The organism is Collinsella sp. AF05-9, from assembly GCF_003465595.1.
Lineage (GTDB): Bacteria > Actinomycetota > Coriobacteriia > Coriobacteriales > Coriobacteriaceae > Collinsella.
The window spans coordinates 15,646-41,992 of sequence record NZ_QSBB01000019.1; the positions used below are offsets into that span (position 1 = coordinate 15,646).

16 protein-coding genes are annotated in these 26,347 nt (G+C 62.9%); 3 read left to right on the forward strand and 13 right to left on the reverse strand.

What is annotated here, in order from left to right; all coding sequences use genetic code 11:
* Positions 1-13: 13 nt before the first annotated feature.
* The 10 genes from ruvB to DWV43_RS06730 form a co-directional block, all read right to left on the reverse strand.
* Positions 14-1,081, reverse strand: coding sequence for a Holliday junction branch migration DNA helicase RuvB (ruvB, locus tag DWV43_RS06685; RefSeq protein WP_117776913.1), 1,068 nt, complete (start codon positions 1,079-1,081; stop codon positions 14-16).
* Positions 1,081-1,701 (reverse strand): Holliday junction branch migration protein RuvA, encoded by a 621-nt coding sequence (gene ruvA, locus DWV43_RS06690; RefSeq protein WP_055310211.1) that lies wholly within the window; start codon positions 1,699-1,701, stop codon positions 1,081-1,083. Before ruvA ends, ruvB begins: the two co-directional genes overlap by 1 nt.
* Positions 1,701-2,222, reverse strand: a complete 522-nt coding sequence (ruvC, locus tag DWV43_RS06695; RefSeq protein ID WP_035137351.1) for a crossover junction endodeoxyribonuclease RuvC — start codon at positions 2,220-2,222, stop codon at positions 1,701-1,703. The genes ruvA and ruvC overlap by 1 nt, the downstream gene beginning before the upstream one ends.
* A gap of 137 nt (positions 2,223-2,359) precedes the next feature.
* On the reverse strand, positions 2,360-4,345 hold the full coding sequence (locus tag DWV43_RS06700; protein WP_117817521.1) for a hypothetical protein: 1,986 nt from the start codon (positions 4,343-4,345) through the stop codon (positions 2,360-2,362).
* A gap of 117 nt (positions 4,346-4,462) precedes the next feature.
* Positions 4,463-4,825, reverse strand: coding sequence for a desulfoferrodoxin family protein (locus DWV43_RS06705; protein WP_089572163.1), 363 nt, complete (start codon positions 4,823-4,825; stop codon positions 4,463-4,465).
* A 150-nt stretch (positions 4,826-4,975) separates the two neighbouring features.
* Positions 4,976-8,440, reverse strand: a complete 3,465-nt coding sequence (locus DWV43_RS06710; RefSeq protein ID WP_117817523.1) for an SNF2-related protein — start codon at positions 8,438-8,440, stop codon at positions 4,976-4,978.
* A 28-nt stretch (positions 8,441-8,468) separates the two neighbouring features.
* Complete coding sequence (gene dnaE / locus DWV43_RS06715; RefSeq protein WP_117817525.1) at positions 8,469-12,272, reverse strand: DNA polymerase III subunit alpha; 3,804 nt, start codon at positions 12,270-12,272, stop codon at positions 8,469-8,471.
* A 175-nt stretch (positions 12,273-12,447) separates the two neighbouring features.
* Positions 12,448-16,083 carry an exodeoxyribonuclease V subunit beta gene (locus tag DWV43_RS06720; protein ID WP_117817527.1) on the reverse strand — a complete coding sequence of 1,212 codons (3,636 nt, stop codon included), beginning with the start codon at positions 16,081-16,083 and terminating at the stop codon, positions 12,448-12,450.
* Between the two features lie 3 nt (positions 16,084-16,086).
* Positions 16,087-19,239 (reverse strand): PD-(D/E)XK nuclease family protein, encoded by a 3,153-nt coding sequence (locus tag DWV43_RS06725; RefSeq protein ID WP_117817529.1) that lies wholly within the window; start codon positions 19,237-19,239, stop codon positions 16,087-16,089.
* A 220-nt stretch (positions 19,240-19,459) separates the two neighbouring features.
* Positions 19,460-19,759 carry a YerC/YecD family TrpR-related protein gene (locus DWV43_RS06730; RefSeq protein WP_022094855.1) on the reverse strand — a complete coding sequence of 100 codons (300 nt, stop codon included), beginning with the start codon at positions 19,757-19,759 and terminating at the stop codon, positions 19,460-19,462.
* Positions 19,760-20,083: 324 nt separating this feature from the next.
* On the opposite strand from DWV43_RS06730, the gene DWV43_RS06735 reads away from it, so the two are divergent.
* Positions 20,084-20,449 (forward strand): phage holin family protein, encoded by a 366-nt coding sequence (locus DWV43_RS06735; RefSeq protein WP_055250947.1) that lies wholly within the window; start codon positions 20,084-20,086, stop codon positions 20,447-20,449.
* Positions 20,450-20,593: 144 nt separating this feature from the next.
* Here DWV43_RS06735 and DWV43_RS06740 read toward each other — a convergent pair whose 3' ends face one another.
* Positions 20,594-21,022, reverse strand: a complete 429-nt coding sequence (locus DWV43_RS06740; RefSeq protein WP_117817531.1) for an Rrf2 family transcriptional regulator — start codon at positions 21,020-21,022, stop codon at positions 20,594-20,596.
* Positions 21,023-21,275: 253 nt separating this feature from the next.
* On the opposite strand from DWV43_RS06740, the gene cysK reads away from it, so the two are divergent.
* Both cysK and mnmA read left to right on the forward strand, forming a co-directional pair.
* Positions 21,276-22,214: a cysteine synthase A gene (gene cysK, locus DWV43_RS06745; RefSeq protein ID WP_055250951.1), complete on the forward strand. Its 939-nt coding sequence runs from the start codon at positions 21,276-21,278 to the stop codon at positions 22,212-22,214.
* A gap of 181 nt (positions 22,215-22,395) precedes the next feature.
* On the forward strand, positions 22,396-23,496 hold the full coding sequence (gene mnmA / locus DWV43_RS06750) for a tRNA 2-thiouridine(34) synthase MnmA (RefSeq protein ID WP_117817533.1): 1,101 nt from the start codon (positions 22,396-22,398) through the stop codon (positions 23,494-23,496).
* Between the two features lie 8 nt (positions 23,497-23,504).
* Here the strand turns inward: mnmA and DWV43_RS06755 are convergent, their stop codons facing one another.
* Positions 23,505-24,878 carry a DNA-binding protein gene (locus DWV43_RS06755; RefSeq protein WP_147346269.1) on the reverse strand — a complete coding sequence of 458 codons (1,374 nt, stop codon included), beginning with the start codon at positions 24,876-24,878 and terminating at the stop codon, positions 23,505-23,507.
* A 138-nt stretch (positions 24,879-25,016) separates the two neighbouring features.
* The gene (locus tag DWV43_RS06760) at positions 25,017-26,036 is read right to left on the reverse strand and encodes a M42 family metallopeptidase (protein WP_117817537.1); all 1,020 of its coding nucleotides are present in this window, start codon (positions 26,034-26,036) and stop codon (positions 25,017-25,019) included.
* Positions 26,037-26,347 lie beyond the last annotated feature (311 nt).

The following is a 26,347-nucleotide window of genomic DNA, read 5'->3' on the forward strand; positions in this document are numbered from 1 at the left end:
AAAACAAAGCGCCCTAAACGGTAGGTTCAATCCCCAGGTGCTCAAAGGTGCGAAGGGTTGCCTGACGGCCCTGCGGCGTACGAATCATCAACCCGCACTGCAGCAAATAGGGCTCATAGACATCCTCGAGCGTGCCCGGGTCCTCGCCCACCGCGCTGGCAAGGGTCGTAAGTCCCACGGCACGACCGGAGAACGTCTTGGCAAGCGTCTCCAAGATACGAATATCCATCCAGTCCAGGCCGAGCTCGTCGATCTCGAAGAACTCGAGCGCCTGACGGCAAATATCGAGCTCGATGGGGCCGTTGCCACGCACCTGCGCATAGTCGCGCACGCGCTTGAGCAAACGATTAGCCAAGCGCGGCGTGCCACGCGAGCGTGAGCCGATCTCGAGCGCGCTCGGATGGTCTATTGTCACACCCAGGATGGACGCCGAGCGCGTCACAATCTGCGCGAGTTCTTCGACCGTGTAGTAATCCAGGCGATATGAAATGCCAAAGCGGTCGCGCAGCGGGCCAGTCAGCATACCCGAGCGGGTCGTTGCCGCCACCAGCGTAAACTTGGGGATATCCAGGCGAATCGATCGTGCGGCCGGGCCTTTACCGATCACGATATCGAGGGCAAAGTCCTCCATCGCGGGGTACAGGACCTCCTCGACCGAACGGTTGAGGCGGTGGATCTCGTCAATAAACAGCACATCACCCGGCTGCAGGTTGGTAAGGATAGCCGCCAGGTCACCGGTGCGCGCGATGGCAGGGCCACTCGTGGTCTTGATCTGAGCGCCCAGCTCGTTGGCGATAACGGTGGCCAGCGTGGTCTTGCCCAGGCCCGGAGGACCCGAGAAGATCACGTGGTCGAGCGTCTCGCCACGGCTCTGCGCCGCTTCGATCAACACGCGCAGGCTCTGCTTGATGTGCTCCTGGCCACAGTAGTCGTCCAGGCGCTGGGGGCGCAAAGTGCGGTCGACATCGAGGTCCTCGGCCGTCAGCTCCGAGCCCACCATGCGCTCGCCGTGCGCCATGGATGCCGCCGGCGAGTTGCCGGGCGTCGCCCACAGGTCCTGAGAGTCATCGGCTTCCCACATCACGCATCCATTCCGAGTCGCTTAAGCGCCGCGCCGAGCAGATCCTCGACACGCATATTCTGCCCATCATACCCGCTCAGGGCAACATCGGTCTCCTGCGGGCTAAAGCCCATGGAAAGGAGCGCCGCACGGGCGTCATCGATGGCCGAGGGAGCGGCAGCGGGCACGGGCATCGCAACCTGGCCGGGAATCACGTCGACCGGCACAAAGCCCTTGTCCTTGGCAAAGGTGCTCTTGAGCTCCAAGATGAGGCGCTGGGCGGTCTTTTTGCCCACACCGGGCACCTTGGCCATGCCCTTGTCGTCCTCGGCCATCACCAGCGAATACAATTGCCCCACGGTATAGGTGGAAAGCACGGCGAGCGCCAAGCGCGGGCCAACGCCCGAGACAGACACGAGCCGATCGAACATCGTGCGCTCATCCTTAGAGGAAAAACCGAAAAGTGTCATGGCGTCCTCGCGCACCTGCATACGCGTGTAGAGGCGGACCTCGCCGCCGGGCGTCGGCAACGTGGCCGCAGTGCTGCCCGAGATGCCGAGCTCAAAGCCAACGCCCGACACATCGACGACAGCAGAGCTCATCGTGGCCTCGACAAGCGTTCCGTGGAGCTGGGAGATCATCAGTATCCGGTTCCTCTCTGTTGATAGAACTCGCCGCCGGTAAGCGCCCGGGTACGGCTGAGGTTAACGTGGCAGATGGCGCAGGCCAGGGCATCGGCGGCATGGTCGGGATGCGGGTCGTGATCGAGCTGCGTGAGCGTGCGCACCATGTAGGCGACCTGCCGCTTATCTGCGGCACCGGTACCCACCACAGCCTGCTTGATCTGCATAGGCGTGTACTCGCCGATCTCGAGCGCGCACTCCGAAAGCGCCACGAGCGCGGCACCGCGGGCATGTGCCGTGGGGATTGCCGAGCGGACATTAGCGCCAAAGTAGATGCTCTCGATGGCAGCGGTATCGGGTCGATAACGCTCCACGACACCCTTGAGGTCGCGGGCGATATGCGACAGGCGCACCGCGAGCGGACTGCCTGCGCTGGTCTCGATGCAGCCATAGGCACGGCAGCGAACCTCGCCACGCCGCTCCTCGATAATCCCCCAACCCGTATGAGCCAAACCGGGGTCGATGCCCAAAATAACCAAGCCAACCTCCCCTCGTCTTTTACCAAGCGCAAGGCAAGGCCCCGCGCACTACTCACGAACGTCTGTTCTAGAATAACACAACGGGGTCAAGATGCTTAGTTGAAGTATCGGGGTTGAGAGCGAATCCCATCCCCAGTTTAGTTCTGCGAGAAGAATGGGAACTGTCGGGGATCAACCGACGGATGCGGCATCGGGCCACCCTGGGGCCCACCCTGCGGGCCACCCTGGCCGCCCATCATCTTTTCGATGGCGTCCTGGACCTCGCCCTCAAACTTCTTCATGCCCTCGTGCAGGCGGCGCTGGCCGTCCTCGGAGCGCAGCTCCTCCATCTGCTCGGGCGAAATACCCAGCAGCTCGCCCAAAATGCCCATCATCTCGCCACGCATGCGATCGCTTGTATCCTCGTCGGCAAAGCGGCGCACCTCGGCGCGCGCCAACGAATCGACCGTCATGCGCTCCTTGCCGCTCAGCCCCAGGTCGGACCACGCGAGCATGTACGGCCAGGCGCGCTCGACAAACGAACGGGCCGAGACGATCGGCGCCGCCGGCAGCTGGCGGCGGGCCGCCTCTCCCTGGCGCACGAGCATCAGCAGCAACGAACACGCCTCGGGCTTGCCGGCAGCCATTGGGATGTCGTCGAAGGGTCGGTTGCGGTCCACGTGCGACTCAAGCGCACCATCGACCTCGCCCGGCTCAAGCCCGCCGAGCAGCTGCGCCGCGCGGTCGAGCATGTCGACCGGACCGTCAAGCGTCGAGAGCGCTTGCGCCAGCACGCGCTCCATGCAATCCTCCACCGCGTTGAGCGTCACGAGCTCCTGCGGCACCACGGCAGACGTACGGTTGCGCACGCGCGCCACAAACTCGAGCGTCGACAGGTATACGTCGCCAAAGGGCGCGTAATCGCCCTGGTAGCCACCGCAAAGTGCCGGTGCCGCCAACGCGTACTCGGTCTTGGAAAGCGGGCTCAACGCCATCGCACCCAGCTCGAGCGCCGTATCCTCCAGCATGAGGCCCAGCGTGCGAGAGCGCAGGCGCTCGGCGTCGCCCGCCGACACATCGCGGTCGAGCACACGCGCGGCATCCGGCGCATCGCGCTCAACCGTGCGAATATGCAGGCGCTCGGCAATCGCGCGGACGGCGGCACAGCGAGCAGCCTCGGCCTCCTCCTGCGCCGGCGTAAAGATGCGGTTGCGTCCCAGCACCAGGCCGACCACATTGCGCGGACCCAGGGCGTCGACGGCAAGCGCCGCCAGCAGGGACGACGGCAAGTCGCCCTCGAGCGCCACCACGGCACGCGACGTACCGCGGGCGCAGGCATTGTCGCGAACGGCAAGCACCAGCGCCTGCCACAGCCATTCCTCGGAGCGAAACTCAGGCAGCTCGTGGTCCTCCAAGGCATCGAGCATTACACCGCGCTGAATCTCCTGAACCAGTAGGCTCTCCTCAAAACACGGCGCTTGGGCCACCACGCGGCCGCAGTCGTCGAGCACAAACGAGCCGCCGGTATACACCGACTCGTCGTACGCACCGACCGGCGCCATGCAGGCAAACCACACGCTGCGCTTGGAGGCGATCTTGCGGTAGGCTCCGCTGCGCACGGCGGCGATCGCGACGGTCTCGCGGTCGGTCATATCGAATGCGTTGAACTGGAAATACGCAATGAGGTCGACGCCGGTCGGCAGCATCTCGAGCTCGCGGTCCAGGTCGAAGATCACCGCGATGCGCACGCCGTCCACGTCGAACACCGGCGGCGCCCAACGCGCGTCGTTGTTCTCGCCACGCTGCAGGGCAATGCTCGAACGGGCCGGTACCACATGGCCGTCCTTGAGCATCATGTAGTCGAGCAGGGGCTGGCCCTCAAACGAAACCGCCGCGGGCACGATGCAGATCATATCGAGCTCCTGGATGCGCTCGGCGACACCAGTCAAGCCGGCAAGCATGTCGTGCTCAAAGTCGGCAGCGCCCACCAGGCCACCGGGCATGGCGCCCATAAAGAGCGGAGCCGGAACGCACAGCACGCGCGCCCCGCGCTCGTGGGCCAGACGAGCCTGGTCCTCGATGCGGCCGCAAATGCCCTCAATATCACCCAGGCGCATATCGATCTGTGCAAGCGCGAGCTTCATGGCTCAGCCCTTTCCGTCGTAAACCATCGAAATCGTAGTAAAAGCGCCGGCCGCATGATGCAGTCGGCGCTCGCATGTGCATATGCTAGCTATGATACCCCGAGCGGGGGCGCGCTCCTAGAACGTCGCGGACCACAGCCCGTGCAGGTTGCAGTAGGCATAGACGGTACCGGTCTTGGAACCGCCGGCAAAAAACGTCGCGGGCTTCATGCCGGGCTCAAGGTAATGGACCTCTAAGCGGCCCTCGGCCTCAAGGGCGATCCACTCGATATAGTGCTCGGGCAGGCTGGGGTGCTCGACCGAGCCAACGCGTGCGCGAATCACGTGACCGTCGCGCTCGGTCTCGACAACAGGCACGTGCTTCTCGTGCGCCGCGTCCTCAGTGTTTGCGGTCAGTTCCGTGCAACCGGCAGGGGTTGCAACGTCGTTGCCAAGGGCGGCAATGAGCTTACCGTCGGGGTCCTTAAAGAATTTCGCCATGATGTTCTCCTTTGCTGACGTGCCAATGTTCTTGATGGTTCTTATGCCCAAAGGCAGACAAACCATCCACGGCATTGCAAACGAACACATAACGGGCGGGGACGATGGGGCAGCGTGCGCTATCCGCCCTGGCGGCCCCACCCGAGCGGGTTAGCGCCCGTCGCCGCCCAGCAGCGCCAGAACATCTTCGCGGGTAAACAGCGCCGACGAGATGCCGTCGCCGCCGAGCACGCTGTTGACCAGGTCGCGCTTGGACTCCTGCATCTGCATAATGCGCTCCTCGATCGTGTCCTTGGCGATGAGCTTGTACACGGTCACGGTATGTTGCTGGCCAATACGGTGCGCGCGGTCGGTCGCCTGGTCCTGCGCTGCCACGTTCCACCACGGGTCGTAGTGGATGACCACGTCGGCCGCCGTCAGGTTAAGGCCCACGCCGCCCGCCTTGAGCGAAATCAAAAAGACCGGAACCTCGCCCGCTTGGAACTGCGCGACCATCTTGGCGCGGCTCTCCTTAGACGAAGCGCCCGTGAGCTTAAGGAAGGCGATGTCCTCCTTGGCCAAGCGCTTACCGATGATATCGAGCATACCCGTAAACTGGCTGAACAACAGGATGCGATGCCCGCCGTCGAGTGCGCCGTGCACGAGCTCCATACACGTATCGAGCTTGGCGCTCCCCGCCTTGTAATCCTCGTAGTGTAGACGCGGGTCGCAGCAGATCTGGCGCAGCTTGGTGAGCTCGGCGAGCACCTTGAGCTTGTCTTTCTTAAACTCCCCAGCCTCGCGGTGCTGCACCTGCTGGGCGATGCGGTCCTGGTTGGCCAGGTAGAGCTTGCGTTGCTCGCCGGTAAGCTGTGCCATGACGGTGTCTTCGATCTTCTCGGGCAGGTCGGCCACCACGTCTTCCTTAACACGGCGCAGCACAAACGGCGACACGAGCGCCTGCAGGCGAGCGGCGCTATCGCCCTCGGCATGCTCGACGGGGCTCTCAAAGCGCTTGGCAAACGACTCGCGTGTGCCAAGCAGGCCCGGCATCAAAAAGTCGAAGATGCTCCAGAGCTCGGACAGGCGGTTTTCGATGGGCGTGCCCGTCAGGGCAAAGCGCACGCCGGCCGGCAGGCGCTTGGCGGCGCGCGCTACCTGCGTGAGCGGGTTTTTAATGTACTGGGCCTCGTCGAGCACCACGCGGGCAAAGTTCTGCTCGACGTACTCGTCGATATCGCGCCGCATAAGGTCATACGACGTCACGACCACGTTATGCTCGGCCACGCCGGCAATCTGCACGCGGCGCTGAGCCTTGGCGCCCACGACGGCGCACACATCGAGCGACGGGGCAAAGCGCTCCAGTTCGGCGGTCCAGTTGTACACAAGCGACGCAGGGCACACCACAAGCGTGGGCTTAGTGTCCCCCGCCTCCACGCGCGCCAGGATATGTGCGATCATCTGCAGCGTTTTGCCCAGGCCCATATCGTCGGCCAAGATGCCGCCGAGGCCCAGGTGTTCGAGCGAGCCGAGCCACTGGTATCCGTCGACCTGGTAGCCGCGCATCGTTGCCTTGAGCGATGCCGGCACCGTAAAGTCCATCTTGCCGAGCGTGTCCAGGCGCTCGACGGTACGGCGGAACGCAGCGTCGCGATCGGCCTCGAGCGCCGGCGTGCGTGCGAGCATGCTGTCGACGAACAGGGTGCTCGACGCGGGAAGCGACACGCCGTCGAGCAGGTCGACGGCATCGACACCCAGGTCCTCGGCAAGGCCAAACGCGGCGCGCGCCCCCTCGTCCAGGCGAATGATGTCGCCGGACGTAAGGCGCGCAAACGTTTGATGGCGCTTGTACGAATCGAGATAGACGGCAAGGTCCGCGGCCGAAAGCCCGCTCGCGCCCAGCTCGACATCGAGCAGATTGCTCTTAACGGTCGCACGAACCGAGAGCTTGGGCGCGGGGCGGACCGAGATCTGGCGCAGACGGTCGCTGAGCATGACCTCACCCAGTTCGGACAGGGCGGACAGGCCCTCGGTCAGCAGGCAGAACAAGCGGGCGTCATCGCGCTCCTCAAACGCCAGACCGCCCTCGTAGAAATCGAAGTACAGGGCCGCCGTATCCATAACGCGAAACTCCGCCACCTCGTCGCGGGGCGGCACACCGGGGCGCTGCTCTTCGAAGGGGCTGCCCGGAGCGCCCAGGCTAAAGAGATCCGCCGACCAGTCGCCGTAGGTAACCGTAATTTTGCAGGTCACGAGCCCATCGTCGACACCGATCGCCATAGCAAAGCTCGGCTCGGGTGCCACGGTATCGAGCGCGGCGGGCGCGGTGAGGTCGGTGTAGTCGCGCAAAATGGGCAGCGCCATACGGCAGAACTCACCCACCTGCTCGGCGGCAATATGGGCGGGCGTGCGGCACGGCAGCAAGCGCGACAAAAAAGGTGCGGCATGCTGAGCAAATGCAGCGTCGGTACGGCGCGCGCGGCGCGTGTCAACCAAGTAGGCGGCATCGCCCGACGCAAAGCAATACATATCGGCGGGCAGGCGCAGGTCATAGCTACCACCAGCCGCCGGCGCGATTTTGGCGGCAAGCAGCGGTGGGCGCTTAGCGGATGCCTCGTCCTCCCCTTGCGGAGACAGCTCAACCGCCACGTCGTAGGTGCGATGCGTCGTCATCCCCCGCGACCAGGCGGGCTCAAAGGAGATGGTCTGGCCGCGCAGCAGGTCCAGCACATATACGATGCTATGCTCGGACAGCGGCAACTGACGCTCGGCAACAAAACCACTGCGGGCAAAGTCGTACGACGCCGAACGCGAGCTTGTGATGTCATCGAGATAGGCAACTGTCGTCGCAACAAGGTTGAACAGCTTTGCCGATGTTTCGTCAAAGGCCTCAGGTGAATGGACAAACGTGAGCTTCTTGCCATAGGAGAACGTGCCGCCGCGCACGTAGGCATCGGCCATGCCGTCGATGTCCTTGACCACGTAGGAGACCGATCCACAGCGAATGCGGAACTCGAGCGCCCAGCTAAAGCGGTCAGCGAACAGCGGATTGTAGTACGGCACCAACGAGGGCTCCAATGCCGCTTTGGGGGCGTCGGGATCAACGGCACCGGCAAGCTTGCGGCGCATGCTCGCCAGCTCATCCATGCGCGCGTCCGAAAGATCGGAGAGCGCCGCCACAAGGCTCGGGCTCGTGGGGACGGGCGCCGGGAAGGGAAAGTTGGGGTTGACGGCCGGCGCGGCGGACGTGGCGCGCGCGGGCTGTTTCGGCTGCGCCGTAAACGTGCGAACCGGCGTGCGCAAACCTTCGACGGGCTCGGCGCCGCTGGCATCCAAATACGCCAGCGCCGTGGCAATAGCGTGCTTACACATACCGGGATAGCGGTATGCGGCGGGGCAGTCGCAGTCGTAGTCGATAACCTCGTGCTCGTCCATGTCGAGCGCCACGTGCGTCTTGTACAGGTCACCGCGCGAGCCGCGCACCGTGCCCTCGACCGTCACGTTTTTGGAGAAGCGCGAGCCGCTGTCCTCGATCGACAGCACGGCACCGTTGAGCATGAGCGAACGCCCCTTCATAAAGGTGCCGCTCAACGCCGCCTCTTTGCGAAGCGCCTGCACAAACGTCCCCTGCGCCATCACTTCCTCCAATCTCACCCGGGGTAGCTTAGATCACCGTCACGCGGCCCTGGTTACCCACAATGGCCTTGGCCTCGGCCAGCAGCGGAATCGAACGCGCGTTGACCTTGGCAGGTACCTCGGCACGCAGCACGCGCCCGTCCACCTGCTCGATAAAGATCTCCACGCGGTCGCCGCCCGGGTTAGCGGTGAGCACCGTGGCCAGGCGCGCCATATTGCCCTGGCTAAAGCGGCTGTTGGGCACCATGACCTCAAACACCTTGGGCTTGTTGTTCTCCTCGTTGAGCTCGAGCGGCACGATCTCCTGCGCGATGATCTGGTCGCCGCGGTCCGAGCGCTCGAGCTTGCCCTTAATGCGCACAAAGGCATCGGACAGCTGCGCGCCGGTCTCGGGATCGACCTCGCCGTACAGGTACCCCTCGGCCTCCTTGTAGGTCTTGGGGAACACGACGACGGTGGCCTCGCCTTCCATGTCCTCGAGCTGCACGATGCCCATGGGGTCACCGTTTTTGGTCACGCGCTTGGACACGCTCGAGACCATGCCGGCCCACCACAGCGCCTTGCCCTCGGGAATTTCCTGGTTGATGGTGCCGCCCGTAGGATTCTGAACTTCGTAGCCGGTGTCGATCTGCGAGAACGAGAAGTCGCGCGCCTTGGCTAGTGCATACTCAAACGGGCGCAGCGGGTGGTCCGAGACATAGATGCCCAGAACTTCCTTCTCCTGGCTCAGCTTAAGGTGGCGGTCCCATTCCTGGCCATCCGGATCGGGCACGCTCACCTCAAAGCCCGAGCCCTCAACGTCGCCAAACATGTCGAAGAACGACGTCTGGCCGCTCGCGCGATCCTTCTGGCGCTTCACCGCGGCATCGATGATGTTCTCGGGGTTGTTCTTATCCACAAAGTGCATCATCTGGCGACGCGGATACCCCGTGGAGTCGAAGGCGCCTGCCTTGATGAGCGATTCGATCACGCGGCGGTTGGCCTGGCTCGAGTCCACGCGCTCGACAAAGTCGTGCAGCGTCTTAAACGGGCCGCCCGCCTCGCGCTCGGCGATAATCGCCTGCGCCACGCCGGTGCCCACGCCGCGGATGCCGGCCAGACCAAAGCGCACGCCCTCCTTGGTAGCCGTGAACTCGGTACCGGACTCATTGACATCTGGCGAAAGCACGGGGATGCCGTCGTGACGGCACGCCGAGACGTAATGAACGATCTTGTCGGTCTTGCCCGTGTAGGACGTCAGAACGGCCGCCATGTACTCGTGCGGATAGTGCGCCTTGAGCCACGCCGTCTGCATAACCAGGATGGCGTAGCCGGCGGAGTGCGACTTGTTAAAGGCGTAAGATGCGAACTCGAGAACATCGTCCCAAATCTTCTGGGCGACCTCGCGCGTGTAGTTGTTCTTGATAGCGCCGTTCATCCAGTGGTCGTAGGTGGTCTCGTCCGAGCCATCCTCCCAGTGCAGCACCGTCGACGTGAGCAGCTTGATCTTTTTCTTAGCCACGGGTTTACGGATACGCGAGTCCGATTCGCCCTTGGAGAAGCCGCACATCTCGACGGAGATGAGCATAACCTGCTCCTGGTAGACCATGGTGCCGTAGGTTTCGCCCAGGATGTCGTCCAGGCGGTCGTCGTAGGAAACCGCCGGTTCCTTGCCGTTCATACGGTTGATGTAGGACGAGACCATGCCGGCGCCCAGCGGGCCCGGGCGGTACAGAGCGATCAATGCCACGACGTGCTTGTACTCGGTGGGCTTCATGTTCTTGATCGTGGCCGTCATGCCGGCGGACTCGACCTGAAAGACGCCGGCGGTGTGGCCGGAACCCATGAGCTTAAAGATCTCGGGGTCGTCAAAGGGAATCTCTTCCTCTTTGATGTCGATGCCGAAGTTCTTCTTGATGTTTGCCTTTGCCTTGGAGATAACAGTCAGCGTGCGCAGGCCCAAGAAGTCCATCTTGAGCAGGCCCATGTCGGCGACGGTATGGCCCTCGTACTGGGTAATCTCGACGCCGCCCTTGGTGTCGAGCTTGGTGGGCACGTGCTCGTTGACGGGGTCGCGGCAGATCAGAACGGCGCACGCGTGCACGCCCTCGCCACGGGTGAGGCCCTCGATCGAGAGCGCCGTGTCAATGATGCGGCGGGCGTCGTCGTCCTTTTTATAGGCCTCGGCAAAGTCGGGGTTAAACAGATCCTCTTTGCCGGGTTGCTTGTCGAGCACCTGCTTGAGCTTGACCTTGGGGTCGCTCGAGACCATCTTGGACAGGCGCTGGCCCATGTAGACCGGGTAGTCCAGGACGCGCGCGGCGTCGTTGATGGCCTGCTTGGCCTTGATGGTCGAGTAGGTGATGACGTGGGTGACCTTCTCGGGGCCGTAGAGCTGGCGAACGTGCTCCACGACCTCGAGGCGCCGCTCATCGTCGAAGTCCATATCGATATCGGGCATCTCGGTACGCTGCGGGGACAGGAACCTCTCGAACATCAGGCCGTTCTCGAGCGGGTCGAACGCGGTGATGTTCATGGCGTAGGCGACGATGGCGCCGGCGGCCGAGCCACGGCCGGGGCCGACGCCGATGCCGTTGTCCTTGGCCCATTGCACGTACTCGGCAACGATCAAAAAGTAGGCGGCAAAGCCCTTGTCGCAGATGACCTTGTATTCGTACTCAAAGCGCTCTTTGATATTGACGCCGCCGATCTCGCGCGTGGCCCAGTCGTCACCATAGTGCTGGCGCAGGCCCTTCTCGCACTCGCGGCGGAACTGGCTCTCGTGCGTCTCGCCGGGGTCGAGCAACGGGAAGCGCGGCAGGATGATGGAATCCCAGTCCAGCTCAACGTAGCACTTATCGGCGATCTCGAGCGTGTTGTCGCAGGCCTCGGGGCAATACGGGAACATCGCCCGCATCTCCTCCTCGGTCTTCATGTAAAACTCCGAGCCGGTCATGCGCATGCGGTTGGGGTCGTCGACCTTGGCGTTCATACCAATGCACATGATGACGTCCTGCACGGGCGCGTCCTCGCGGCGCAGGTAGTGGAAGTCGTTGGTGGCGATGACCTTGACGCCTACCTGTTTGGCGATGTCGATGAGCGTGCGGTCCATCTGCTCGTCGGTCAGGCCATTGTCGGTGGTGATGCCGTGTTCCTGGATCTCGATATAAAAGTCGCCAGGTTCGAAGGTATCACGGAAGGTCTCGGCCCACTTGATGGCGCCCTCCATGTCACCGCGGTCGATGTATTTGGGAATGATGCCCGCGATGCAGGCGCTGGTGCAGATCATGCCCTTGGCGTGGCGGCGTAGGTTGTCGAGCGTCACGCGCGGCTTGTAGTAAAAGCCCTGCACGGCGGCCTCGGAGACCGTCTGCATCAGGTTGACGTAGCCCTCCTGGTCCTTGGCAAGAAGGATCATGTGGTAGAGCTCGGGCTTATGGTCGCGAGCAAGGGTCTCGTCCGGCGTAAAGTAAACCTCGCAGCCAAAGATGGGCTTGATGACCAGGGGCGGCTTGAGCTCGTCGATGTTGCCCTTCTCGTCCCACATGGCCATGTCCTTCACATACTGGGCATGCTCGCGCGGGCTTGCCTCGGGGTCGGGCTCCACCAGCTCGTCGCGGCGATCCTTTTCCAAGAAGGCCTTGTCGTGGCTCCAGGTTTTGTACTCGGGCGTGTTGTGGTTGACGGCGTCGCAGGCCAGCGCCAGGTCGGGCACGCCATACATGTAGCCGTGGTCGGTAATGGCCACGGCGGGCATGCCAAGCTCAACGGCACGGTTGACCATATCCTGGATACGGGTTGCGCCGTCGAGCATGGAGAAAACAGTGTGATTGTGCAGATGGACGAATGCCATGTGATGAGCTCCGATGCGGGTTCGTGTTCTGACTGAACGATTTTACCCCACGGCACGGACAGCACCCGAACCTAGCCAAACCAACACGGCTACTCACGCAGTTGCGGTGAAATACGGACTGTTTGGCGGCTTTTTTGGCCAAAACAGTCCGTATTCCACCGCAAGTTATTGAGGGCTAGAGGCTGTAGGTGACCACCTGAGGCTCGCACGGGTTGGCGGGGTCGACTTGCTCCACGCGGACGAACTTGACGGTCACGGCCTCAAAGCCCGCCTTGTGCAGAACGTCGGCGTAAACGCGCGCCTGCAGGGCGTGCTTCTCCTGCAGCTGTTCCGGCGTCTCGTCCGGTGTGCCACCCGTCTTGTAGTCGATGACCAGTGCGCGTGATGGATCGGCCGGGTCGGTCGCCAGTGCATCGATGGCGCCCTCGGCATAGGCACCGTAGCGAGCGATGTCCTCGTCCTCACAGCCCAGTGAGAAGAACGGCACTTCGGCACGGACGCACGGCCAGGCAAGCAGCTCGGCACGGACCGACGACCTGAGCCAGCGATTCAGAGCGACATCGAAGCGCCTGCGCTGCTCCGGCGTCAGGCACCACAGGCGCGCCAGCGCATCGGCACGCTCAGCGGGCAGTGCATCGGCACCCATCTCGATGAGCCACTGGCATGCGGCGTGGAAGGCCGAACCCAAGGCCATGGGATTGCCGGCGGGCTCGACAGCAGCCACGTCCGCATCGGCCATCTCCGAGCCATCCGACTCGGCATCATCGCCAGCCTCGTCCATGGGCACGTGTGCCTCGGCGGCACGGTCCTCGGACTCGGCATGGAGCGCCGCGGCAATTGACGAGTAGCTATACGAGTCACGCGCCGGGAACGGACAGGCGCCCATGCGCACGCCCACCGCCTGGGGATACACGAGCTCAAACGCATCGGGCTCGGGGTCGGCAGGACCGGGAACGGCGGCGCGGGCATCTGCACCGGCACCCTCCGGCTCCGCATCGCCGCGGACAAGCCTGCCCTCGGCATCCAGTAAAGCGTTGGCCTCAAACGCCTGCTCGCCAAACGTAAAGTCAGCCAGCGAGATAAGCTCGTAGTCGCCCGGCTGGGAGTTGTCGAACACCAGGCGGTCGGCATCGAGCTGTGGCATGTCCAGGCCGTCCGTCGGCAGAATACGGCGCAGCACGTCGTAGGTCAGATCCATCTCGACATCGAAGGTCGGCGCACACAGCTTGCCGCGGCTCACGCCGGCATCCATCGCCAGAATGACCAACTCGCGCGCTCGCGTCATGGCGACGTAGAGCAAGCGGGCCCGCTCCTCGAGCGAGAGCCGCAGGTCATCGTTGCGCAGGCGAACGAATGCCTCGGCGGGAGAACCCGTCGCACAGACGTCCTCCATGAGCTCCGGCGGCAGCCACAGCGACGTGCCCTTGCCCTTAAACGCATGCTCAAACTGCTTTTTGACGTCGTCGCCCTTCACAAAGGTTCCGTCGGCGAGCTTAACGCCGTCGAAGCGTGCCGGCAGCGCCACGACTTGCGCCCCACCGTCGACGCGGCCCATCTGTGCCGCACCGGACGATTTGCGCACGCCAAAACACTCGGACACCGCGACGACCGGATACTCCAGACCCTTGGATGCATGCACGGTCATGATGCGTACCGCGCCGTCACCCTCCTCGTTGAGCGCGCCCGGCGCCTCCTTGCCCGCCAAGAAGCGGTCGAAGGCGAGCGCGATGGAACGCGGCGAGTTGCCGAACTCGGCCTCCGCTTCGGCCACGGCGTCGAGCGCCTTGAGCACGTTGGCGGCAATGGCCTTGCCCTCGGGACCACGCTGCGCCAGACGCACAAACCAGCCGGAGGCGTTGACCACGTCGCGCGCGATGGCGGCGAACGAATCGCGGCCCACGCGACGAAGCGCATACCGCAGTACCTCGCGGGCGCGCGTCACCAGCGGCAGGTCTTGCAGGCCCGGCACATCGGAATCACTCATGATGCCCACGTCGATGTTGCGGCGCGAGGTCTCCCCCGTCTCGCTATCGAGCTTGGTCGCCAGCGCCAGGAACTCCTGGGCGCCGAGCGCAAACATCGGCGATGCCAGCAGCGGCATAAGGCCCTGCGCCGTATCGGCCGGATTGGCGAGTGCACAAACCAGGGCGCGCACCGTCTGCACCTCGGCAGCTTGGGCAAAGACTGAGCCGCCTGCGATCACGCAGTCGAGCCCCTGGTCGCGGAAAGCCTGGGCGTAGACGTCGGCGTTGGTCATGCGGCCCAGCAGCAGCACCATGCCACCCTGGGGCTGGCCAGCATCGGCAAGCGCGCGGAAGCGCTCGGCGATCGCACGGGCCTTGGCCTGTGTGCGTTCCTGCGTACTGCCGCCGGCAACAAAGAGGGCCTGGCGACGCGAGGCGTCTGCCACCAGCGTGTCCTTGCGGCCGTCGCTCGCCTCGAGATCCAAAAAGCCCTGCATCAGACCGCCGTCATCGCCGTCGAAGACGCGCGCCACGTAACGCAGCACCTCGTCATGGCTGCGGAAGTTGCGCACGAGCTTAACGAGCTCGCCAGAAGGGGCGTCGGCAGCAGTGCCAGCGACGGCCGCCGCCTCGGCCGTCCCCGAGGCGCCCACCTTGCGCTCCTGGCGGCGGAAGACCTCGACCTCGGCACCACGGAAACGATAGATCGACTGCTGCGCATCGCCCACGGTGCACAGCGCACGCTCCCCCGCACCGGTCAGGTAACGAATCAAATCGACCTGCATCTGGTCGGTATCCTGGAACTCGTCGATCATGACCATCTTAAAGCGGCCCTCGTATGCCGCTCGAATAGCCGGGTAGTCGCGCAGCGCCTCGTACGCCATGCGCAGCAGGTCGTTGTTATCGAGCGCGGACTGGCCGGCCTTCAGCGCGCGATACTCGGCCTCCACGGAACGGGCCAGGCCCACCAGTGCATCGAGCGCGGGGGCACCGCAGGCAAGCACGATATTGATAAATGCATCAGCAGCCTCGGCCTTGAGTAGCTCCACCTGCTCCTTAGAAAACGCCTTGCTCGCGCGCGGCATGGTGCACGACATCATAAGTCGCGCCGCATCGACCATGGTCTTGCCGCTCGCCTCGAACGCGTCGATGGCATCGAGCGCCGTCTGCGCCTTCTCGGTCGCGGCCTTGCTTGCGCCCAGCGCCGCGCGATAGGCATCGGCGAGCGCTGAGGTATCGGCCTGGCCGCGCGCCACGCACACGTCGTCCATACCGCCCGGCAACTGACTCGACAGCTCCAGCAGGTCGCGCACCAGACCCTTGATGGTCGTGCCGGCGCCAAAGGGACCGCCCTCGCCCGCCATGGGATACCAGGCGTAGAGGGCCTTGAGCGATGCCGCGAGCTCGGGGACGGCATCGGGCGCCGTCGCGCGGGCCAGCACATGCTCAACAGCCTGGTCCATAAGCTCGTCGGTATCGGTGAGCACCGTGAACTCGGGGTCGATGCCCAGCTCCAACGCGTGTGCGCGCAGGATGCGCGAGCACATGCCGTGAATGGTCGAGATCCACGCATCGTCGACGGTCAGGGCCTCCTCGTCCATACCCTCTTCGATAAGCGCGCGACGCACGCGGTCGCGAATCTCGGCCGCGGCATCTTTGGTAAAGGTAATGGCGAGTACCTGATCCAGATGCTCGACAAACGGACCGGATTCGGGCGAGAGCGCGTAGACGATGCGGCGCGTGAGGGTAAAGGTCTTGCCCGAACCGGCGCCCGCCGAGACAAACAGCGGACGGTCGAGCGTTTTGACGACTTGCAGTTGTTGCGGCATCAAAGTCGAAAGATCCATGGTCTACACGTCCCTCCTTACAAACGTTCCTTCGTGGTTATACGAGCAGCGCGCATGCGCGGCCTGAGCCGACGTCGGGTCGACGGCGGCAACGTCGCCTGCCTCGAGTTCGTGCAGGCGCTCGGCGATGCCGGCCTCCACGCGATCGAGCAGGGCGTCGAAGTCCATGCTGCCACCCTCGCCGGGAAAGCCCTTCTTAAGCCCCGGGATGCGGCCGTCACCACGCTCCTCCTCGAGCAGCTCGGCACTCGCGGCGCCGCGCAGCGCCGGTTTGCCGCCCTTGGTCGAAAAATAGAGCGCCGCACGGGCATCCAGATCCAGCGCCCGGCGCATGGCCTGCGCATAGATAAGCGTCTGGGTATGGGGCGGCAGCCACCGCGGGTCGTCGATGGCGGCCTCGCCCGATTCCTCGTCGCGCACCGTGGGGTCGGCGAGTTTAAACTCCTCAACGCCCGTGCGATGCTTGTAGTCGATTACCACGGCGCGATTCTCGGCATCCACATCCACGCGGTCGATGCGCCCGCCGAGCGGCCAACCGGCATACTCGACCTGGAGCTCGTTGAACGCAAACTCCAGGTAGCGCGGAGCAAAGGGGGTGAGCGCCTCGGACTCGTAGGCAAGCACGCCCTCCAGCTGCGGCAAGATCTCAGCCACCTGGCGCTCCTCCACTGGAGAGAGCGGCACCAGCGGGCCCTCGGTACCGCGCTTGCCCGCATGCTCGGCCAGGGTCTCGGCAAAGACCTCGCGCAACAGCCCCTGCGCGCGCGGCAGATTCATGGGCGTCACGCGCTCCATGCCCTCCTGCGGAAGACGTGCATGCAAGTGCTCCAGCACGTCATGGACAAAGTTGCCCTTCTCCATGTTGCCAAAGCCCGCATCGATGGACTGAGGTTTGACGCGATACGAGACGAACCAGCACAGCGGGCAGGTGGAATAGGCCTCGATCTGCGAGGCGGACGTCAGGCGCGGCACGAGCGGCGCGCCCTCGCCCTCGCCATCGCGACGGCGCAGGACCAAATACGGCACGGCCTCGGCACTCAGATGCTGAGGGGCTTCACAGGTCACGCGCTCGCGCTTGAGACCTTCGCCTGCCGCGGGATCGAAGTCCCTTACGATATCGCCCTCACCCACGCACTTCGCCTTGTCGGCGTCAGCGGCCTTAGCGTCACCAGTGGCCTTAGCATCGTCAGCGGCCTTAGCATCGTCAGCGGCCTCGGCATGCGCCCGCAACTCGGTCCACACGGCCGCCGGATAGCACTCGCGCGCCTGACGATCGTGGGTCACACGGGCGAGCGTAACCGGACCACGCGACGCTTGTATCGCGCGGCCAAAGCGTGCGCGCAGCAAGGCCGCAGGCTCAAGCGTCACACCGCTGCGATCTAACTCTGCCGTCAGCGTTGCCAGCGGGCCCTCCTCATGTGAGAGCGGATAACTGTCCAGGTCGACGTCGGCAAACAGCACGGCATCGTAGCTGCCGGGGCGCAGGGCCGCCGCATCGGCAAGCGAAGCAAAGCGAACCTGGGCGCGTGGCGCACGGTCAACCTCGTAGGTCTCGTAATCGTAGGCGGCGCTACGCTTGTCCACCTTGGTGCGAATGTCATCGAGCACGGGCACGGTCGCGGCCTGCGACACGTCGAGCGCACGGGCGCCATTCATAAGGATGTCGATGACGTGGCGCAGCAGGGCCACCTCCGCCTGGCGACGGGCCTGACCGTCGAGACCGCCAAGTGCGCGATCGGGCAGTGCCTCGGCAACGGCAAGCATGGCCTTGAGCGCCGTCACGGGTTTGTCGCGCCACAGCGCCTGGAACACGTCCGAGATCACGCACGGCACGTTCTTAAACCAGTTCTCGTCGCTCGCCGCTTTACGCGCGCCCCTCACCTGGCCCTGCACGCTCTGCAGCAGGCTCTTGACGCCCGCAGTGGTCTTGCTGCGCGACAGTCGCATATTCTTGTCGAACGTGCGCGCGCTGGCGGCGTCGGCACCCGAAAGCGGGCTGTAAATCCAGTCGGTAAGCTCCGGAGCGGGCCACCACTCAGTCTTAGAAGCTGCCCCTTCGTCGGCGGCCTTCATACGCTCGATCAGGTTGGCGAGCGCCGTGAACTGCCTGCCCGCAATGGATTGGGAAAACGCCGTGAACTCGGCCGTCTCGGCAGCAACGTGGCGCGCCGCCAAACGAGCGGCAAGCTCGCCGAACAGCTGGGGTGCCCGGGCAGAAACAACGAGCACGCGTACGGGGTCGGCGGGTGTTGCAGCAACTTTATCGTCCTTGGACTCCTTGTGCGCTTTCACCAACTTATCGATGACGTCCGCATAAGCATGGGCACGGGCATGGGGGCCGGCGACCTCAATAAAGGCAGGCTGAGCAGCGGACTTGGAGGCAATCTGGGGCGCGGCGGCGCCCTCCCCCAGCGGCGCGATCTCAAACAGCACACCGCGGACATCAAATGCCGCGGCAAGCTCCTCGCGCATCGCCGCTTGCTCGCGGGCAAGCAGCACGACAACCTCTCCCCCGTTGTTTGCCACGGCGGACAGCAGCTCGAGCAGGCTATACGTAAATGACGTGACGCCGCGCACGCAAACGGCGCGGGCGCACCCCGGCAGGTTGTCGGCCAAAGCGCCGGCCATAATGTCAGCCGCCTCGCAGGGCTCGACCATATCTCGACGGTCCAAACCGCGCGCATAGGCGCACAAAAGTTCAAACACGCGAGCCTCGGCGTCGCTCTTGGGATCGGGCTGGCAAACGTCGCCGCAGCGGCGCTCGGCCGTCGTCCCCGCCACACCCGGCAGCACATCGCGGGCCATGCGCGCGAGCATGCGCACCGTGCCCTGACTGCACGAAAGCGGCTGCAGGTCGGCATCGTCGCGGCGGGCAATCATATCCGAAAACAACATCTGGCGCTGCAGGTTGTCCACAAAGCTGCGGCCATCGCCCAAAAGCTCCCACAACGAACGGAGCCACGACGAAGGGGTCTTGTAGTCAACACCCAGGGAAGCGCCGGACGCAGCGGCATCGTGACGGCACAGATCGAGCTCGGCAAACGTAGGCGCCAGCAAAACGGCACGTCCATGGCGGGCAACAAGGTCGCTCAGCAGCGCCGCCTCGGCATCGCTCAAATCCGCGCCGGCGTTGGTGGTATAGATTCGAACAGGCATGGTCCTCCACTCAAACCGTTCGCAATATTCAATGCCTCCATCCTACCCGCCCGCGCGGACAGATTTGCCCCACGCCAACAGATTTGATCCCTTGGAGACGGAGGAAAATGGATCACCGAGGAGGTCAGTCTAGCCCAGTGATCCGTTTTCCTCCGTCTCCAAGGGATCAAAAAACCGCCCCCGGAGGGACGGTTCTTCGTAATTCATTGTTGTCGCTGGCCTACTCGCCATCCTCCAGCTTGATGAGGATCTTGCGATAGCCGCCGTACTCGCCGTTGAGTGCCTTTGAAACGCGGCTCACCGTAGTGGACGAAGCGCCGGTGCGGGCCTGAACCTCAACATAAGGCTCGCCCTCATCCAGATAACGCGCAACCTGCAGACGTTGCGAAAGATCGCAGATCTCGCGCGGCGTGCAGATATCGGTCAAAAACGCCTGGATATCCTTCTCGTCATCCAAAAGACTAAATGCGTGGACCAGCTGCTTGACATCAGGCTTGTCAAACATGTTCTCGATATTCATCGATCACCGCCAAACCCGCCAAAAGGCATCGAAGTTGATACTGACATCGGGCATCGTTCGCCCGTTCTATGCAATAGGGCAACGCCTGTGGCTTTTGCCCGTAGCAGTTTAGCACACCACCAAACTAAAGCGACAAAACTCTCTGCCAGCGGCGCGTTTTCTAGGACGAACGCCGTTTTGAAACCGAATGCGCACGTAAGCTCCACGAATATCTGAGACAATAGGCGGCCGAACAAGGCGGCACACCCGAGCGGCCGTCCAAGCTGCCGCAGCAAACCGCTTCACGCGACACCGACGCACCCTGCGCAAGAAAGGATTCACACCATGCGCTTTATGCTTAACTGGCTCTTTACCTCGATCGCCATCGCGATTGCCACGTTCCTCGTTCCCGGCATCCAGCCCTTCGGTTTTGCCGAGGCCTGGGTCTGTTTCGCCTTCGTGGGACTGTTCCTGAACATCGTCGATTCGCTTGTCAAGCCGTTCCTGACGGTCATCTCGCTGCCACTCACGATCATTACGCTGGGTATTTTTCAGCTCGTAGTCAACAGCTTTATGCTCGAGCTGGCCAGCTACCTGTCGGTCAATCTGCTGGGCGCGGGCATCTCCATCGCCAGCTTTGGATCGGCCTTTATGGGCAGCATCCTGGTATCCATCATGCGCAGCATCCTCGACAGCATCGCCGAGGGCTAAACGGCCATTCCGGCCGTGCCCGTCTCAACAGCCCAAAACGAAGGCCGCCCATCGCAAAAAAAATGGGCGGCCTTCTTATTTGCCAAGTCTCAAAGGGCAAGAAAATCTACCATTTCTACCCCGTCCCCGCATGGCAGGCGTGGGTTAGATGACGTAGTCGTAGCCCTCGTTGGGGGCGACGAGCGCATCGAGCGTCACGCCGTCGAGGTAGTCGTTGATGAGCTTGTCCAGGTTCTTCCACACGTCGAGCGTGGGGCACTCATCAGATCGCGAGCAACCCTTGCAGTCGCCATCCAGGCAGGCGACCGGCGCCAGGCTGCCCTCGGTCAGGCGCAAGATCTCGCCCACCGTGTACTGCTCGGGCGGGCGCGTGAGCACATAGCCGCCGCCCTTGCCGCGCATGCCCGAGAGCATATTGGCGCGCACGAGCGTAGCCAGAATATTCTCGAGGTACTTCTCCGAAATACCCTGACGCGCCGCAATCTCTTTAAGCGGGATACGGCCTGTCGCCTGGTGCTCGGCCAGGTCGACCATAACGCGCAGGGCATATCTGCCCTTTGTGGAAACCAACATATATATAGCTGCCTTTCGGTCTTTTAATTCGTAGAAATTCTAGCCGAAAAATTGGTTTTGAAAATACCTATTCCCGTCAAGATGGTTAATCGACTCGTAATAATCTTCTATTTCCTATTGCGTTACTAGGCTTTACTGTCTACTATGCTTGCCAACAGCAAAACGAACAACCTATAAGGTTTGTGGGTTTCGCTGCCACACACACCGTAAAACCACACGGTATCCAGTCATTTGAACACTTTGGAGGTTCACCATGAGCAATGTTTACACGTCCATCGATCAGCTTATCGGCCACACCCCGCTTCTGGAGCTCACCCACTTCGAGGCCGACGAGGACCTCAAGGCCCGTGTGCTCGTCAAATTGGAATACTTCAACCCCGCCGGGTCCGTCAAAGACCGCGTCGCCAAGAACATGATTGACGAGGCCGAGAAGGCCGGCAAGCTCGTGCGCGGTGGCGACTACACCATCATCGAGCCCACGAGCGGCAACACCGGCGTCGGCATCGCCTCGGTGGCGGCGGCCCGCGGCTACAAGGTGATCATCACTATGCCCGAGACCATGTCCGTCGAGCGCCGCAAGCTCATGCAGGCATACGGCGCACAGCTCGTGCTCACCGACGGCTCCAAGGGCATGAAGGGCGCTATCGCCAAGGCGGAGGAGCTGCAGAAGGAAACTCCCAACAGCATCATCGCCGGCCAGTTTGTGAACCCCGCGAACCCGGCCATTCACAAGGCCACGACCGGCCCCGAGATCTGGGACGACACCGACGGCAAGGTCGACATCTTCGTCGCCGGCGTCGGCACCGGCGGCACCGTGACCGGCGTGGGCGAGTTCCTCAAGGAGCAGAACCCCGAGATTCAGGTCGTCGCCGTCGAGCCCGCCACCTCCCCGGTGCTCTCCAAGGGCCAGGCCGGCCCGCACAAGATCCAGGGCATCGGCGCCGGCTTTGTGCCCGACGTCCTTGACACCCAGGTCTACGACGAGATCATCCCCGTCGAGAACGACGACGCCTTTGCCACCGGCCGCGCCGTGGGCCACAAGGAAGGCGTGCTCGTGGGCATTTCGTCCGGTGCCGCCGTGTGGGCCGCGCTGCAGCTGGCCAAGCGCCCCGAGAACGAAGGCAAGACCATCGTGGCCCTACTTGCCGACACCGGCGAGCGCTACCTGTCCACGGCGCTCTTCCAGGACTAGAGCTTCTCGTTCTTAGAACGAGTCCAAGGCACGCCGGTCTCCCCTCTCTTCTGGCAGCCTGAGCTCATCCCAACAGGATGCCCCACGAGACGTCCGAACTTGCTACAATGTCTGCGGCGCGGAACCAGCCTCCCGCGCCGCTTTTCTTTTTTGGCCACATGCCACCAAGGAGAACCTCCTCATGCACAACAAGCGCGTGCTCGTCGCCATGAGCGGCGGCGTCGATTCCAGCGTGACCGCGTATCTGCTCAAAAGCCAGGGCTACGAATGTGTCGGCGCCACCATGCGCCTCACCTGCCCCGCACCCGACCCCGCCACGGGCATGAGTAAGGTCGACCGCGACATCGCCGACGCAGAGGCCGTCGCCGAGCGCATAGGCATTCCCCACCATGTGCTCGACTTGCAGCAAACCTTCGACCGTAACGTAATCGAGCGCTTTGTGAACGCCTACCAGGAGGGGCTGACGCCCAATCCGTGCATTATCTGCAACCGCCACATTAAGTTTGGCGCGTTGCTGGATGCGGCGCTGGATATGGGCTGCGACTACATCGCCACGGGCCATTACGCCAAAACAAGCCAAGCGGCAGACGGCACCCGGCAGCTGCACCGCGGCGAAGATCCCAAAAAGGACCAAAGCTACTTTTTGTATTCGCTTACGCAGGAGCGCCTGGCGCACACGATCTTTCCGCTGGCGGGCCTAGACAAAGAGCGCGACGTGCGCCGCATAGCCGCCGAGCAGGGCTTTACCAACGCCCAGAAGGCCGAGAGCGAAGATATCTGCTTTATTCCTGACGGCGACTACGCGGGCTATATCGAGCGTCGGTGCGGACATCCCGCTGCACCGGGCAACATTGTGTGGCGCGACGGCAGCGTGGTCGGACGCCACAACGGCGCGTTGCGCTATACCATCGGCCAGCGCAAGGGCCTGGGCGTCGCGATGGCGCATCCCGTGTACGTAACGGGCGTCGATGCCGCCAACAACATTGTGCATCTGGGCGAGGCGGAAGATCTGACCGCCGCGGCGCTCACGGCCAACGACTGGATCTGGAGCGCGCCGGCAGAGTGCATGGAGGCCGAGCTCGATGCCGGCGGCATTCGCGTGGGCGCCAAGTACCGCTACCGACAGAAAGACCAGGCAGCGACCCTTACGCGCGGCGAAGACGGGCAAATGTTGCTGACCTTTGACGAGCCGCAGCGCGCCATCGCCCCCGGACAGGCCGTCGTCGTCTATCGGGGCGACATCGTCCTGGGCGGCGGCACCGTGACCGGCGCGCTTAAGTAGCCGCGGGTTTATCGCTGCACGTGTCGAAGTACCTCAACAGCGGCACCAACCTCGATTACGCGACGCTCAAGGCCGCGGTGAATGGCCTCGAGTCGACCCTCCGCCGTCGCCCACTCGCTCTGCGAAAGAATCTCGATCGCTTCATCAACAAATCCGTTGAGCCGCGATGAATCGAACCAATCGAGCAAATCCGCAAGCGCCAACTGGACGGAAGGGTCGGGCCCAAACGGCTTAGCGGAAAACCCAAACTCCCCAGCTGCGAGCACGGCAGTTGGTACGTTGTACCACAGGCAGTTGCCGCTATCGAACAGCGGAGCAGGTTTTATCTCCAGGGTGTCGACATTGCGGATGATGCCGAAGTTTCGCCAATGGCGGTCGCTGTTGGCCAAAAGGGCATCGCAGACAATCATCTGCGACATAGACTTTCTCACAGCGGCCTCATCGGCACCATGCTTGCCAAGGCAGCGACAGTATCGATCGTATGTCGAGTTTCCCCGCTGGCCACCAAGTGCGCCCTTAACGTAAACAGCCGGAACGTATTCCTCGCGGCCGTCAAGAAAATCCTCGCACAGGCACGCAGGGCCATCGAACATCCGCTCAACCGTATAAGGAACAAACTCGCCCTCCGACAGCAAGCGACGATGCAGAGCCGTTGCAACCGCCTCGTTAAAGGGCCGTTGGTCGTCCATGCCGCATCCCTTGACCAGAACGCGAACACCGTTGCGAATCATCCACGATTTAGGGAGCTCGCCCTCGGACGTGTTATCAGGATTTTTAAGACCGATGCCTTCCAGCCAACCCGAACGCTCTTCGGGCGCCGATCGCTCAAATTCGTTCTCAAAGTAATTGATGTTTTGCCATTTGAGTTCGGCGCAATCGGCCGGCCGCAGCCAATAGCAATCCGAAAGCGATAGGCCCAGGCACTGAACCGGCACCTCAATGCCACTGGCAATTCCCAGTTCACGATAGTGCGAGACGAGTCCGGGGCGGACGTCAGGCACCGACCGATGGCTCCACCACACGTTGAGCTCCCGTTTATTCACCGTAGGAGAAGAACTCGAGCACGTGCCAAACGGCATCCTCTGCGCATCGAGCACCTCGGCGATTTCGAAGGGAAACTCACGTGTCGGATCAAATGAGACATGCGCGACCTCATGGTCGGCCGACATCAGCGTAAACTTGCGCCCCACATCGGCCGCAGGACGGCGTCCACGTTTGCGGACCTTTTGATAAGCGAGCGCAGAATCATACTCAACCATCTTCCGTCCGCCCACAATATCGCACGCGAGCGTTCCCGATGCGGCAAGTTGCGATATGCGGGCTTTCGTAACGCCCAACAGGCGGGCGGCATCACCCATAGATAAGTACTCAGATGTATTCATATGCTGCATCACCTCGTTAAGTAATTTACGCGTTTAGTTAACATATTACATACATCATAATACTAAACGACCTAAGGCGAAAAAAGGCCCGAGAAATCGGGCCTTAGCGATTGGTCAGCCGAGTCGCAAACTACTTCCCTAGCGCTGGACGTAGGCGCGAACGAGCTCGTAGGTGTTGCGCACACCGTCGATGTGGCTGCGCTCGTAGTTGTGGCTCGCGTACACGCCGGGGCCGATCAGGCCATGGCGAATGTCGTAGCCGGCCGAGAGCGTGGCCTCGACGTCGGAGCCGTAGTGCGGGTACACGTCGATGGCGTAATCGAGCTCCAGCTCGCGCGCGATGTTGGACAGCGTGGTCACCAGGTCGTAGTTGTACGGACCGCCCGAATCCTTGGCGCAAATCGAAACCATGCGCTCGGTGCAACCCAGGTCGTCGCCCACGCAGCCCATGTCCACGCTGATCATCTCGCGCGTGTCGTCCGGCACAAAGGCACCGCCGTGGCCGACCTCCTCGTACACCGTAAAGAGCAGCGATACCTTGCGCGAAAGCGTCACCTCGCCGCCAGCAACGGCGCGGGCCAGGCCCAGCAGAATCGACGCCGACAGCTTGTCATCCAGGAAGCGGCTCTTGATGTAGCCGCTCTCCGTCACCGTGGTACGCGGATCCATAGCGATGATGTCGCCGGTCTGAATACCCAGCTCGAGTACATCGTCCTTGCTGTCAACGTTCTCGTCGAGCAGGATTTCCATGTTCTTCTCGATGGTCTTGACCGGCTCATCGGCCACATGCGCCGAAGGCTCGGTATTGAGGACCACGCCCGTGTAGACATTGCCATCGCGTGTGTAGACGGTACAGTTCTCGCCATCGGCCGTAGACCACTGATGCCCGCCGAGCGTCGTGGGACGCAAGCGACCATTGTCCTTAATGGAGCGTACCATGGCGCCCAGGGTATCGACATGGCTCGCCAGTACGAGCGGCTCACCCTCGCCACCAAGCTCAACGAGCACGTTGCCCTTATTAGAACGCTCGGGCCCAAACCCCATATCGCGCAGGGCCTCCATCAGATAATCAGTCGCCGCACGGGTATAGCCCGTAGGCGAAGCAATCGAGGTAAGCGCCTTCAACTGGTCAGTAATATAGGAGAGCGTAGAATCCATCTTGGACACCAAAGTCACCCTTTCATATCGAATTAAACCCACAGCAACGATACCACCGCGAACCATCTTTTTACCTAGCGAGATGGCCCATCGAGCTCTTCAGAACTGCGCCCGCCACGATAAGCAGATACAAGGCGCCATCCAACAATGCGCCCCTCACATCCCGCCTTTCCGGCACCCCGGCATCTGAGAAAAGAACGCAGGCGATCCCGGGCTTCCCTCCGGGCGCATTCCGCAGGACGTAAAAGACCCCGCCGCGCAATGAACTGCGCCCCAATTCTTGGACGGGCTAATAAGCGGCCTACGCCGCA